General features: G+C 37.1%; 11 protein-coding genes. 9 read left to right on the top strand and 2 right to left on the bottom strand.

Annotated features, from left to right (window positions below; genetic code table 11):
- The first annotated feature begins 108 nt into the window (after window positions 1-108).
- From PQO03_RS16685 to PQO03_RS16675, 3 genes are read left to right on the top strand one after another with little or no spacing between them, the layout of a single operon-like run.
- Complete coding sequence (locus PQO03_RS16685; protein ID WP_274151870.1) at window positions 109-2,295, top strand: polysaccharide biosynthesis tyrosine autokinase; 2,187 nt, start codon at window positions 109-111, stop codon at window positions 2,293-2,295.
- An 11-nt stretch (window positions 2,296-2,306) separates the two neighbouring features.
- Window positions 2,307-3,137, top strand: coding sequence for an undecaprenyl-diphosphate phosphatase (locus PQO03_RS16680; protein ID WP_274151868.1), 831 nt, complete (start codon window positions 2,307-2,309; stop codon window positions 3,135-3,137).
- Window positions 3,134-4,963 (top strand): O-antigen ligase family protein, encoded by a 1,830-nt coding sequence (locus PQO03_RS16675; RefSeq protein WP_274151866.1) that lies wholly within the window; start codon window positions 3,134-3,136, stop codon window positions 4,961-4,963. The genes PQO03_RS16680 and PQO03_RS16675 overlap by 4 nt, the downstream gene beginning before the upstream one ends.
- Here PQO03_RS16675 and PQO03_RS16670 read toward each other — a convergent pair whose 3' ends face one another.
- Window positions 4,964-5,242, bottom strand: a complete 279-nt coding sequence (locus tag PQO03_RS16670; RefSeq protein ID WP_274151864.1) for a type 1 periplasmic-binding domain-containing protein — start codon at window positions 5,240-5,242, stop codon at window positions 4,964-4,966.
- The gene (locus PQO03_RS16665) at window positions 5,239-5,994 is read right to left on the bottom strand and encodes a LacI family DNA-binding transcriptional regulator (protein ID WP_274151863.1); all 756 of its coding nucleotides are present in this window, start codon (window positions 5,992-5,994) and stop codon (window positions 5,239-5,241) included. Before PQO03_RS16665 ends, PQO03_RS16670 begins: the two co-directional genes overlap by 4 nt.
- Before the next feature lie 189 nt (window positions 5,995-6,183).
- Between PQO03_RS16665 and xylA the strand changes: the two genes are divergently transcribed.
- The 6 genes from xylA to PQO03_RS16635 all read left to right on the top strand — a co-directional run bounded on the left by xylA (window position 6,184) and on the right by PQO03_RS16635 (window position 13,818).
- Window positions 6,184-7,497, top strand: coding sequence for a xylose isomerase (gene xylA / locus PQO03_RS16660; protein ID WP_274151861.1), 1,314 nt, complete (start codon window positions 6,184-6,186; stop codon window positions 7,495-7,497).
- A 3-nt stretch (window positions 7,498-7,500) separates the two neighbouring features.
- Window positions 7,501-9,015: a xylulokinase gene (locus tag PQO03_RS16655; protein ID WP_274151860.1), complete on the top strand. Its 1,515-nt coding sequence runs from the start codon at window positions 7,501-7,503 to the stop codon at window positions 9,013-9,015.
- Window positions 9,016-9,154: 139 nt separating this feature from the next.
- Window positions 9,155-10,183 (top strand): serine/threonine-protein kinase, encoded by a 1,029-nt coding sequence (locus tag PQO03_RS16650; protein ID WP_274151857.1) that lies wholly within the window; start codon window positions 9,155-9,157, stop codon window positions 10,181-10,183.
- A 70-nt stretch (window positions 10,184-10,253) separates the two neighbouring features.
- Entirely contained in the window at window positions 10,254-10,916 is a 663-nt protein-coding gene (locus PQO03_RS16645) for a hypothetical protein (protein WP_274151856.1), read from the top strand.
- Entirely contained in the window at window positions 10,909-12,648 is a 1,740-nt protein-coding gene (gene pabB, locus PQO03_RS16640) for an aminodeoxychorismate synthase component I (protein ID WP_274151854.1), read from the top strand. The genes PQO03_RS16645 and pabB overlap by 8 nt, the downstream gene beginning before the upstream one ends.
- Before the next feature lie 225 nt (window positions 12,649-12,873).
- Window positions 12,874-13,818, top strand: coding sequence for a ligand-binding sensor domain-containing protein (locus PQO03_RS16635; protein WP_274154320.1), 945 nt, complete (start codon window positions 12,874-12,876; stop codon window positions 13,816-13,818).
- Window positions 13,819-13,891: the final 73 nt, after the last annotated feature.

Genomic DNA, 13,891 nt, shown 5'->3' with positions numbered 1-13,891 from the left:
ACAATAACTATGTAAAAAAAAACTACTTTTTAACTCAATCCTCACTAAATTCCAGGCATTCTAAGTCAGTATTTTTTTTAAAGTACGCTATTTTATTTTTATTGCATAATGATGTGGGAAAAATTTATGCTAAGCAAATCTAAAAGTATCGGAGAAAATAGGAATGGGTATATCATGAATCAAGACCCCAATAAAAATGAGTTTTCTCAGGAAATCGAGTTACTTCAATATGCAAAAGTCTTACTTCATTACTGGTGGTTTATAGGTCCTATTTCATTAATTGGTGCAGGCGTCATGATGGTCTATAGCATGACTCTTCCCAAAAAGTACCGTGCTGAATGTCGTTTTGAGATTTTTGAGAATCAAGCAATTCAAATTGCTGGTGATATAAATAATAGTAATTATAACTATTGGGATAAAAACCCAATGGATAAGCACATGATCATGCTCCGTAGTTCAAAGCTTAATGGAGTTATACGTGAAGAAGTTCTAAATCAATTTCCAGGACTGAAAAATATAAATCTTACCTCCTTCACTATAAATCTTGACCCTGTCGAAGGAGCCGATGACGATATTATTGACATCTCCATTGATTCATATTCTAAAGAAGCCTCTTTACAATACCTAAAACTACTGATTGCTGGCTATGAAAAATTAAGAATTAGTAGCAATAGTAGTGAAGTAGAAACAACCAAAAATAGTATGCAAAGTAAAGTAGAAGATTTAGATACACAAATAAATACAGTCGAAAAAGAAATCGTAGCCTTTAAAACGCGCAACAATTTTGTATTTGTTTCTACAAAAATTGAATTTGATCAAAAATATATTGCTGAGCTACTAGAGAATGCCAACAAAAATCAATTTGCCCTAGACATCCTAAAACCTGAGCTAGACAGATTAAAAGACAATCCAGAACTTGCCAATGAAGTGTTTGACCAACTCATAGAGATTGTCAGTCAAAATAATAGTCGCTATTCAATGACACAAACAGGCTTGGAACAAGATATCCAACAATGGAAAGATAGGCAGTTATCAAAATATAGAATTGAAGCTCAGCTTAAAATAATGCTGAAAAAATATAAACTGTCACATCCAAAAGTCACATCTCTAACTGATCAGCTTGAAATTGTTGAAGTTGAACAAGATGTTTTTCGGAAAAACATCTTTAGTTCACTCAAAGGCAGAATCAAAACTCTTGAAGCCCAAAATAAGAACTACCTAATACGGGCAGATCAAATAGAAGATACTTTTGGACAAAACGCTGGTGTTATCTCTCAATTAGAAAGTTATGTGAAGCAACAGCAACGCCTAAGTGATCTTAGAAATAGTCTTCATGAAACCATTGTTGCTCTATCTGGAAGTGGTGGTGATAAGTACTTTACTAGAATGATGCGTGAACCCTTTATGATTGGAGGTGCTGTTTGGCCACAGCAATCAAAATATATAATTAAAGGGTTTTTAGTTTGCTTCAGTATTTCATCTGCTTTAATCTTACTTAATTTCTTTCTTAAAATCAAACGCTTTAATTTCTCTAGAATATCACGAGAAAACCAATTACCTTGCTTAGCTACCATTCCACATTTTCCCGCTAAACTAACTAAAAAAAATCCATTTTTTCTTAATGAAGTACCAAAAAGCTCAGTCCTAGCAGAATCCTATCGAAGCTTACGCCTCTTTATGGAAAAGAACATGACTGGTAAAATAGTTATTTTCACCTCTTTTGGACCGAGCGAAGGAAAAACATCTACTTCTTTAAACACGGCTTTATGCTGCTCATGGACCGATAAAAAAACACTTTTAATTGATGGTGACTTTAGACGTGCAACACTCCGTAAGGTTTTTGAAAATGCTTCAAAAGAAGGCCTGATGGATCATTTAAAATCAAGTGGCAAAGCTATTGATGAATATATAATTAAAAACGCAATTGGCGCTTTAGACTATCTACCCGCAGGTTCCGCTGACGAGTTTATTACTGAATTAATTGATGGTAAAAAAATCAAGGAATCATTCATGCAACTCAGAGAAGTTTATGACTTAATCATAATAGATACCGCACCTGCTGTCAGGGTTATTGATACCGTTCATTTAGCCGAGATTACAGATTCAACCGTCATTGTTGTGCGTGCAGGAAAAACCTTAGCACCTAACGTATCTGCTACCGTCAAGCGGCTACCTAAAGACAAACTATTAGGCTTTGTAGTAAACGACTTTAAAAGCAATGACATCAAATTCACAGGCTCAGATCAAGCGACTCATGGATACGGTTATACCTATAACTATAACAAAGAGTACTAGAGTAACTATTCATGAATGATTTTTTCAACATGCTTATCATTGGCATCGTCCAAGGTTTAACTGAATTCTTACCCGTTTCCAGTTCTGGCCACCTCGTTATTTTCGGTGATCTATTGGGTTTAAAACAAAACGGCATTGCCTTAGAAGTTTTTGTCCACTTCGGCACTTTATTAGCTGTTTGTACATGTTTCTATAAAGATATTATACGACTCATAAAAGAACTACCAAGGTTGCATACTCACATAGCAAATAAAATGCCAAATGATAGTGAAGATGAACAATACCGTTCAATGAACATATATATATTAATATCTATGATTCCTGCAGGTATCATTGGTGTTTTTTTTAAAGACTATTTAGAAAAATTCTACCACAACCTCTACTTGGTATTTTCTTGCTTAATGGTTACTGGATTCATTTTACTTTCTCTTAAATGGTCAAAAAAGCGCAAAAAAAAGCCCTTCATGAATGCCAAGGATAGTCTACTCATCGGCATAGGTCAGGCTATTGCTATACTTCCTGGTATATCACGTTCTGGAACGACTATTTCCATTGCCGAAGCCTTGGGCATAAAATCTGCATTAGCCGCTAAATTCTCTTTTTTGATGTCTATTCCCGTCATTGCTGGTATTACTATTTTAGAGCTTAAAGATTTAGTGCAACAACAAGTCACTCAAGCAGAATTAATTAACTACGCCATAGCAATGACAAGCGCTGCCATATCCGGCTTCTTTGCTATTAAATTCTTAATGATCATAATTCGTAAACAGCGTATGGAATACTTTGCTTACTATTGCTTTCTTGCTGCAATAGTTGGTCTTGTTTTAAACTTACAAAAATGATTTCTTTACTCGCCATTATCCTTTCTGTTTTAATCATCCACATATGTGGTGGTGGTTTAATGGTAGAAAGTTTATTTGCGAGTTCCTTCATTTTAAATCTTTCCGCTCTACACCAATCCGTAAATAATCATAAACAACAAAGGGTCAACAGATTACCCCTCACTATCTGTAGCCTATGCTTAATTTTCTCAATAGCTTTCTTTTTTCTCCCGCTCTTTAATACAAACCAGAATAACGCAAGCTACTACTACCAAGCTCAAAATTTATTGACTGAAGGAAGTGTTATGGGTTTCTTTGATCTACCTGATTTCTCATTTAGGAACACCCTGCATTTTATAAATTCCCTAAGCATCCTCATACTTATTATAAATTTGATCCCCTTGATATATCTCACTGCCAACTTGGAGAGAAAGCATAAATTATACCTAGCCTACGTAGTAGTTATCATGGGCATTTTTAATATACTAGCGGTTCTGTATCAACAACAAATTCGCGATACCGCTGGTTATATATGGTGGTTTTGGGATAGCCGTACAGGAAAAAGTTTTGCTTCTTTCGTCAACCCCAATCATTTTGGTGCTTATTGCGCTGCTCTTCTAAGTATACCTACTTGTCAATTTTTAACTAAATCACAAAAAAAAGAATATAAATACCTCGCGGTACTCGCAAGTCTATCTATCGCCCTAATCATTGGGATTATGCTATCTGGCTCTATGGGAGCCTACTTACTTGGTATGATTTCCTTGACCTGTTCATATTTATTTTGTTCTAAACAAAAAAGCTCTAGCCCTACAAAAACTTTCTTCATACTTATGGTGGTTATTGCTTTCTCTATATTAACTCCCTTAGAACTTGAAGGTGAATTAAACGAGCGAGGCATTAATGATGATGTTCGAAAAGATCTTTTTGCGACTGTACCTAAAGTTATCCAAGATTTTCCTTTAGGTATAGGCCCAGGATCCTATGGTAGCATCTCCCCTTCCTACACTGGTGCAATAAATAAAACTAATCATTTTCATCACAGTGAAAATACTTATTTTAATATTATTCAAGAATTTGGGATTATTTTCTTTATCTTATTAATAATCTTAAATGGCTTTTATTTACAACAAGTTTTTGAAAACCTTCATAAAAAGAAAATCAGCAAAAACCTTGCTGCTTTTTCAACCGTAGCAATTATTATTTTTATCTGTCATGCAAGTTATGACTACGGTCTCCATATCCCTATATACGCTTTTCATATCGCCATTTTTTATGGATTAATGCTCTGTAAAGGCAGTATTTACACGAAAGAAAAATACTCTAAGGCACAGCTATTTACTTCTAAGGTAATAATTATATTTCCTTTATTTTTTGTTTTATTAAGCGCTATGATATGGCTGAAATTCAACAAAGAACTTAAGCATGGCACTTCTATAAACCATACGATAAGTAGCAATGCTAACCAAATAAGTGAAAATATCACTTACGCACCTGTAGTATGGCACCAATGGTTCTTTCTAGGTTTGAAAATCCTCGAAAAAGACCAGGATGATTTTTTACGCATGGATTTCTCTGAGAAATGTTTTCGAACAGCCGCTCATTACTCACCTACTAATCAAGATTGTTGGTATATGCTTTTTGCGATGCGAGATCAACTTGGTCGAACAAAAGAAGCACAAGATGCCTATCTTTTTTACTTCAAACTCTTGAATAGTCGTGAGAGATCACAACATAAATCAGAAGCCATGGATATCCTACAACTGACAGAGAACGAATTCGAGAGAATAAAATTTCTCGAACACACACCTATGGATTATGAAACTTACAATATTAGACGTATTTAACTAGAAACGAGGACTGATTAATATCGTTTCTCTTAGCAAACTAGGATCCCCCAAACGCTCTAATAACCTGGCGGCTGCTTTTGTCCCTATTAGACTCGATTGAATGTCTATCGATTTTGGCGAAGGATATAAACCTTCTAGATAAGGTTTTTCCTTATTACAGGAAACGACTTGGTAATTCGCAGGATCTTCTCCCTTCTCTCTCATTAGCCTGTAAAAAATAGCGGTAACGGAATCCGAAGGCAAAAATACGGCTTTGGCTCTTTTTTCATTATTCAAAAAACATCTATCATTTTGTTGAATTTATTGCGATCTACATCCTGCTCAGCTGATTCTGGCGATTCGCTTAAGGCTTTATCCAAATACATATCAACCCTTCCGCCTGCACTTTCAATTTGCTTCGAAAACTCAAGTCCACGAATATGAAATTCGGGATGATTCGGTGAAGGATCAAAAAAGGCACAATGCTTAATTCCTGCCTCTAAAAAATTCTTTGCTGCGAGTTGCGCAACTTTTTTATTATCCGGTAAAACCTGGTCATAATTAATCTCTTGCTCATTACTCAAGCAATATATATAAACTAATGGCATACCTTCAAAGTGTTTTTTAAATGATTCTTTGGGAAATTCACCCGTTACAATCATGCCATCAATACTTCTTCTATCTAATATATCAGGTAAATTTCTCTGATCTTGCACAGGAACTAATACAGTAGAAATCTCATTGGCTGATAGATGACTTCTAATTCCGTGAAAGGTTTTTCCGATAACTGGATTATTTGCGAAACTTTCATCCATCCCTAAAAGCACCAAAGCTATCTGGCCTGTATGAATCCCTGTATGTGCTCGACTTCTTCGCCCTCTTTTACGTAAGGAAGGTACCGCTGAATAACCAAGTTCTTTGATAACTGCCTGAACTTTTGCGGCTGTTTTCTCTAGTACTCTTGGATGATTATTAATAACTCTAGAAACCGTCATTGCGGATACACCTGCAGCCTTTGCTACATCTTGTAAGCTAACCCTCTTATTCATTATATAGTCTCGATTATTTTAACATAGTTTAACATAGTTAATAACTTAAACAATTATTACAAGCGGTACATGACTATATGTTAACTTCACTTATGTTTTAACATGATTTATATCATTTTGCTATTGACTTAGATAAAATGGAGTGTTATGATGATTACAGTTGATAATAAATAACCAAGGACACGAATAATGAAAACTTACTTCCCAAACACTGAAAAAATCCAATTCGAAGGTGAATCTAGCCGTAATCCTTTAGCGTTCCGTTACTACGATGAAAACAGAATCGTAGCTGGAAAAACGATGAAAGAACATCTTCGTTACGCTGTTTGTTACTGGCATACTTTCTGTGGTACTGGTGCAGATCCCTTTGGCCCTGGCCCACAACAACTCCCTTGGTTAAATGCTTCTAACCCAATGGAACAAGCACACCAAAAAATGGATGCCGCATTCGAATTTTTTACTAAGCTTGGCGTACCTTTTTACTGTTTTCACGACCGTGATATGGCTCCAGAAGGAAATTCAGTAGAAGAATCTGAAGCCAACCTCTGGGAACTCGTTAAACGTGCAAAAGATAAACAAGCCGAATCTGGCGTAAAACTTCTTTGGGGTACAGCGAATCTCTTCTCTCACCCACGTTATATGAATGGCGGCGCTACAAACTCAAACTTTGACGTCGTTTGTCAGGGTGCAGCACAAGTTAAAGCGGCTATTGATGCAACGAAGTTCCTCGGTGGCGAAAACTATGTTTTCTGGGGTGGTCGTGAAGGTTATGACTCTCTACTCAACACGAATATGAAACGTGAAAAAGCTCATTTCGCAGAATTTCTTCGTCAGTGTGTTAACTATGCAGAAGAAACTGGTTTCACTGGACAATTTCTAATCGAACCTAAACCGATGGAGCCTACGAAACATCAATATGATGTTGACTCAGCTACTGTTATCGGCTTCTTACGTGAAAATGGATTAGAGAAGCACTTCAAAATCAATCATGAACCTAATCACGGTACACTTGCTGGTCACGATCCAGCACACGATATTCAAGTTGCTGCTGATGCAGGGATGCTTGGTTCTATCGACGCTAACCGTGGCGACGCACAAAATGGTTGGGATACCGATCAATTCCCTACAAACCTTAACTCCGCTGTAGATATCATGCGCATTGTTCTTCAGCAAGGCGGCCTTGCTCCTGGTGGTTTGAACTTCGATGCAAAAACGCGTCGTAACTCAACTGACTTAGAAGATATTTTTTACGGTCACATTGGTGCTATGGATAACTTTGCAAGAGCACTCGTGATTGCAGACGACGTAAACAACAACAGTGAAATCCCAAAAATGCTTAAACAGCGTTACTCATCTTTTGACGCTGGTCAAGGATCCGCATTTGAAGCTGGTAAACTAAGTCTTTCTGACCTACGTGACCTTGCGGCTACTAAGGGCGAGCCTACGCAGATTTCTGGTCAACAAGAGCTTTATGAAAACATCTATAACATCCACATTGGTTAACAGATGATTTCTCTCGGCCTTGATTTAAGTACACAAAGCCTTTCTGCAGTACTCATCGATAGTACTGCAGGAAAGATCATTAAAGAGCATACGATTAATTTTGCTGAAAATTTTCCTGAATTTGAAACTGAAAATGGTTTCATCAGAGGAAATAATCAAGAATTTTATTCTTACCCTCAGCTCTATCTAAAAGCTATCGATAAAATGATGTTTGCCTTAAAGGATTATACACCTCAAATAGAATCAATTTCTATATCTGGTCACCAGCATGCATCGGTTTACCTTAATGATAAGTTTACGCAAATCTTGGCCGAGATCAAAAGTACTGAGCCACTAAGTGAAGTTTTAATCCCTTGCTTCAGTCGCCCTATTGTCCCCATCTGGATGGATAATTCAACCAGTGAAGAATGTAAAGAAATGGATCGAATTTTAAAGGGCTCTGTAAGTGAACTCTCGGGATCCCTTTACTGCGAACGCTTCACTGCTGCCCAAATTAGAAAATTTTATAAAAAATCTCCTGAAGCCTATCAAGAAACCCAAACGATACATCTCATTAGTTCTTTTTGCGCCTCTATCTTCGCTGGAAAAAACCTTTCTATCGATAGCTCTGATGCTGCTGGCATGAATTTAATGAACCTGGCTAATAGTCAATGGGATCAAAACCTACTCGATGCTTGTGCCCCGAATCTCATCAATAAACTCCCTTCTATAGAGCCTGCCTCTACTGCCGCGGCTAAGGTATCCAAATATTTCGTAGAAAGATATGCCCTTTCAGCCGATTGTGATATTTGCCTATCTTCTGGCGATAATCCCAATAGTTTAATTGGCTGCGGAGCTGCGGAGCCTGGAACTGTTGTTATCAGCATGGGAACTTCTGATACTTTCTTTGGCGCTATTGGTTATGAAATGATAGACACCAAGGGTGTAGGCCATATCTTCGGTAATCCCGCAGGTGGTTATATGAGTTTAATTTGTTTTAGAAATGGCTCTTTGAGTCGTGAGGCCGCACTGCTTTCCACAGGACTTAACTGGCAAGAAGGCGAAGAGCTTATTGCAAATAACACCCCTTATCCTGACAGTAATTATCTCCCCTTTATTGTAGATGAAATGTACCCCCACTGCTCGGCACAACTCAGCAAAGAACAACTCTCATCTTTTTCTCCTACCAAAGCATTAGTAGGTTTAATTGAGAGCCAAATACTGAATCTACGTCTTTATGCTGAAAAACATGCCAAGTCTATCTCTACAATTCGCTTAACTGGTGGAGCTTCGAACAACACCGCTATTACTCAAATGATTGCCGATGTTTTTCAAGCTAAGGTTGAACGTATTGAGATCAGTAATTCAGCCGCTTTAGGCGCTGCAATGCGTGCGGCTAATGCCTCCTCTAAACAAGACTGGAAAGAACTTAACGAACTCTTCACCGGTGCAGAAAGTCAACTGCTTCCAAATACGCAAAACGCCACGATTTATGATGACAAATTAATTCAGTATCGCGAACTAATAAATCAACTTTAGTTTCCTATAGCACGATCTCTAGCATGAATACACACTATTTGTGTATTCATGCTTCCCTATATTCCCGCATACTATTGCAAGATATTATATTTTGATGCAAAATTTATTATATAAATAATAACTTCAATTGGCCATTTTTATGGAATACAAATTTTACTGTCATGTATGCGGACTTAAGCTCTCTGTAAATGAACACCTTAGGGGGGCTGAAATAACCTGCCCTAAATGTACATGTGATTTTTTCGCACCCTCTCCCGATTACGCCAGTGGAAGTCGTATTGGCGATTTTAAAATAGATGCCCTCATTGGTACGGGCAGTACCGCTGAAGTTTATTCTGCGAAGCACGAACTTATGAACCGAACTAGTGCCATAAAAATAATACGTCATGATAAACTAGATCATGAAGAACACTTGCGTTTTCGAAGAGAAATAGAACTTTTATCTAGTTACCGTCATCCACACTTCATACACGTCTTTTATGCCGGAGAATTTAATGATGATTATTACCTTGCTATGGATATGGTTAATGGAAAAACCTGTAAAAATCTCATTCAAATTGGTGGTCCTCTAGAATTGACAGAAGCTTTAACCTACACTCTACAAATTGCCGAAGCCATGCAATATGCATGGTCGCAGAATTTGCTCATTCATCGAGATATAAAACCATCAAATATACTCATTGATCAAAGCACTAAACACGCCTACTTGACTGATCTGGGTATCGCTAGATGCCTAGAAGAGCCTAGTGACATCACTCAAAAAGATATGATTTTAGGATCTCCACACTTTATGAGCCCAGAACAAGCGGCTGGAAAAGAATTGGATCATAGATGTGATATCTATGGCCTAGGTGCTACGCTATATAACTGCTTGAGCGGTGTTGCTCCATACGAGGATTATAAAGCGATGGAAGTACTGGTACAAAAACTTGAAACTGACGCTATCCCCATCGGACAAATCCAGCCTGGCCTACCTTCTGTTGTCAGAAAAGCTGTTCATAAGCTTATGGCGTTTAATATTGATGACAGGCCTCAAACTTGGTCGGAGGTCATTAAACTTCTTCGAGTAACCTTGAGTAGTGCTGAAAACTTAAACGTTCGTCCAAGCTTTAATAAAAACTTCACAAAAACTGCCACCATGAAAATAAATACTTTTTCAGCACTTTAAGCACAAGTACGATTTTATGTTCCTCTCAATGGTGATAAGTTCAGCGCCAATACAAAAAGGAACACGTTCAATGAAATTTATTTTGCTAAGCCTCATTGCTTTATCTTTTGCTTCTTGCAATAACATGAAGAACTCTTCAATAAGCTCAAATAATAATGATATTATATTTAGTGAAAACTTTACCCATCCAAATGTAGATGATTTTAAAGAGGATTTCTTTATACTTTCAGGGAATTATACGATTGATCCCCTTGGTGACCGCAATGCCTTAACCAGTACTTTTAATGGCAATACTGAGAATGCTTTATTATTTGGTCCTGAAAAACTGACCAACTACAGTTTAGAAACAAGCTTTTTTTACTTATCAACGGCTAATAATACTATTGCTGCAGGTATTGGAGGCGGTGGTATTTCTGGGTTTAAAGTTCATTTGTACCCAACCGGGCAGATGAAGGGTGTATTAAGATTAATCTATAATAATAGAATTTATGATGAGGTTGCAATGAAAATGCTTCCTGATACTTGGTATAAAATACGGGTAGACTTCACCACTGTAGGTAAAAACTCCGTTTTGAAATGTGTGGCTTATGAAGAAGGTAGCTCTCCAAAAAACTGGATGATCAGTGGCGACTTTAGAGATTTAGACTTAAAAGGCCAAGTCAGTATTTTAACATACCCAGTTCGTAGTATCCCCGTACACGTGGATGATATCATCATTCGTAAAAATGAATAAAGCTTACTTTTTAAACGAAGGAAAACTGTTTTTTTCTGATCAAATACGATCAGTTAAGAGCTGTAATAAAAAAGAGAAAATTAAAGATTTTATCACTGACGCTGAATCAAGTGCCTCTCAGGGACATCATGTCCTAGGCTTTCTTTCCTATGAAGCCTCTTTAGCCTTTGACGAAAAGCACCAAATTATCCAAAATAATAAGCTTCCTATGGCCATGGCCATGACTTTTGACTCCATTGAGGAATTAGATCATATCCCTGAAGCCAAGGAAGTCTTAAACAAAGTTTCCATTAAGCCACTGATTAACAAAGCCGAGTACTGCGACTCAATTGAGAAAGCTCTCGATTATATTAAAAATGGCGATACATACCAAATCAACTATACTTTCAGGTGTGAACTCGAACTAAAAAACTCTCCTGAACAGTTTTTTCTACACTTAATAAAAAATCATCCTGTCCCTTACGCTTCATATATTGAGACTGATGATTACCAAATTATATCACTATCTCCGGAACTATTTTTAAGTCGAAGGGCAAATACCCTCACCACCAAACCCATGAAAGGCACATCCAAACGCTCTGGTAGATGGAAGCAAGATGAAAAACGTCGACAAGATCTAAGTAAATGTCCTAAAGGTAAGGCTGAAAATATTATGATTGTCGACCTTATGCGCAATGATTTATCTAGAATCTGCCAAACCGTTACAACAAAAGACCTATTTGAAGTTACCCGCTACCCCTCACTCCATCAAATGACCGGTACAGTACAAGGGAAATTAAGCCCCGATCTAAGTCTATTTAATATCTTAGATGCAACTTATCCTCCAGGATCAATTACTGGTGCACCAAAAATCCGGGCTATGGAAATAATCAAAGACCTCGAAAGCTCACCTAGAGGCATCTATACCGGCTCTATCTTTCATCTGAACCCCAATGGGGATTTTGACTTTAATGTCTGTATTAGAACAATTGAATGCCACCAAAATCAGACCTTGCTTGGAATTGGTAGCGGTATTGTTGCCGATTCTGGCTCTGGCCCTGAATGGGATGAGTGTTTACTCAAAAGTTCATTTCTCAATTTCCCTCCTCCCCCATCAGAAGTATTCACCACACTTTTGTGGTCACGTGATAATAGTTTCAACTACTTGGAGCGTCACCTCATTCGCTTAGAGCAAAGCTGCCAGTGGTTATTACGGGATTTCGACAAGAAACAATGTCAACGAGAATTAAATGAACTCGAGCAAAAATTAATCAACTCAAGTAGTCAGTTTAGCAAAGTCCGTATAGCCATAAACTTTGATGGTCTGCATACTATCAATCATCATGATATCCAAAACCCAGTTTGGAAAGATTTATCTATTGGTATCTACAAAGGCGACAAGATAAACTCAAAAGATCCCTACATATATCACAAAACTGATCGTAGAGAAATCTATACCAAGGCTTATCAATACGCTCAAGATAATAATTATGATGAAGTCATACTTCTCAATAAAAAGGGCCATGTTTGCGAAGGTTCAATAAGTACTTTAATGATCATGGATCAAGAGGGTCAAAAAATTGTTCCTAAACTCAAATCTGGCTTACTCCCAAGCATAATACGACAAGTACTTCTTGATAGTGGCGAAGCCATTGAGAAAGTGCTCACCTTAAAAGACCTTCATCAGGCAAAAAATATTTTTATGGGCAACTCAGTTCGTAACTGGGGTCAAGTAAAAAAAATCGATTACTAAACTAATCCATTCATTATCTCACAATAAAAAACACCTCATTTCAGAAAACTCCCCCTCAAACTTCCCTATTTATTTAAGTACGGTGAATTCTTCAAAGGTCTACACGGGAACATGAACTGCATTTAACCTCAGATTCTACATAAAAAATAAAAGTTTGTAACAAAGCTAATTTTACTCTGTCTACCTTTCTCGTCACTACTAATGAATTATTAAGGAGAGAATCAAATGAGTACTAAATATACAATAAAAACACTTGCACTCTGTATTTATATCAGCCTATCAATGAACCTAGGCGCACAAGAACTCGATTTTCTCAAAGCTGATGGAACCCAATATGATGCAAGTCAAGTTCCGAATATGATTGTTACTGAACACCTTAAACAACAAGCTAAATTAATTCAAAAGGGTAAAGTCATCAAGCGTTTTGCTTCTTATGGGAAATGCCAAGAAGCCTGGCAAACACCTGAGTCCACTATTGTCTGTGGTAGCTTAGGGATTTGGAAATATGATCAGACTAACACTCGAGAAATTTATTTTGAACCACAATTACGCATATTAGAAATCCATTCTTGTGAACCCTTAAGCAATGGTGATATGCTGGTTGCGGCCAATAAATCTATCTTGGAAATATCGCCAAATGGGAAGATCAAAAAAAGCATCAAACTTGACTTTTTAAGAGAGGAATCTCGACTTCAAATTAAGTCGATTAAAAAACTAGCTGATGGTGGCTATCTGATTTCGTCCTGTGGACCAAATAAAATCTATCGCCTCGATAAAAAAGGCTGGGTAAAAAGAGTTATTGAACTAAACTTAATTAAAGCCACTGTGGTCACTGACCGCATTCATGATGTCGAACTTCTGAAAAATGGACGAATCATGATTTCTACGGGCTTTGGTGCTAGTCTAATTGAAGTCAATGAGAATGATGAAATCACCTGGTCTCTAAAACAGCAAGATCAAGAGGAGTTAGGCTTAGTTTATCTCGGTGGATTTATTGTAAGAGATAATGGGAATATCATTGCCACTGCTTATAAGAGCAAGTATCCAATGTTTGAAATCACTCGTGAAAAAAATCTTGTCTGGAAACTCCGTCGTAATAAAGACACTGGTCTAGATAAACCCAGTAGTTTAAATCTTGTCACGGCTAATTTATCTCCATCTATGGAGTGATTAAAGCACTTAACTATATCCTTTCAGTATTGCTTATTAAACAATCATACGACTACTGATTCACAAAATATGT

Source organism: Lentisphaera profundi, from assembly GCF_028728065.1.
Lineage (GTDB): Bacteria > Verrucomicrobiota > Lentisphaeria > Lentisphaerales > Lentisphaeraceae > Lentisphaera > Lentisphaera profundi.
The sequence above is the reverse complement of the archived record's forward strand: the minus strand, read 5'-3'. Positions and strand labels throughout refer to the sequence as shown.

Bases quoted from the DNA above. Each gene is read 5' to 3' on its own strand.
- PQO03_RS16685 (WP_274151870.1), top strand. From the start codon at position 109: ATGATGTGGGAAAAATTTATGCTAAGCAAATCTAAAAGTATCGGAGAA.
- PQO03_RS16680 (WP_274151868.1), top strand. From the start codon at position 2,307: ATGAATGATTTTTTCAACATGCTTATCATTGGCATCGTCCAAGGTTTA.
- PQO03_RS16675 (WP_274151866.1), top strand. From the start codon at position 3,134: ATGATTTCTTTACTCGCCATTATCCTTTCTGTTTTAATCATCCACATA.
- PQO03_RS16665 (WP_274151863.1), bottom strand. From the start codon at position 5,994: ATGAATAAGAGGGTTAGCTTACAAGATGTAGCAAAGGCTGCAGGTGTA.
- xylA (WP_274151861.1), top strand. From the start codon at position 6,184: ATGAAAACTTACTTCCCAAACACTGAAAAAATCCAATTCGAAGGTGAA.
- PQO03_RS16655 (WP_274151860.1), top strand. From the start codon at position 7,501: ATGATTTCTCTCGGCCTTGATTTAAGTACACAAAGCCTTTCTGCAGTA.
- PQO03_RS16650 (WP_274151857.1), top strand. From the start codon at position 9,155: ATGGAATACAAATTTTACTGTCATGTATGCGGACTTAAGCTCTCTGTA.
- PQO03_RS16645 (WP_274151856.1), top strand. From the start codon at position 10,254: ATGAAATTTATTTTGCTAAGCCTCATTGCTTTATCTTTTGCTTCTTGC.
- pabB (WP_274151854.1), top strand. From the start codon at position 10,909: ATGAATAAAGCTTACTTTTTAAACGAAGGAAAACTGTTTTTTTCTGAT.
- PQO03_RS16635 (WP_274154320.1), top strand. From the start codon at position 12,874: ATGAGTACTAAATATACAATAAAAACACTTGCACTCTGTATTTATATC.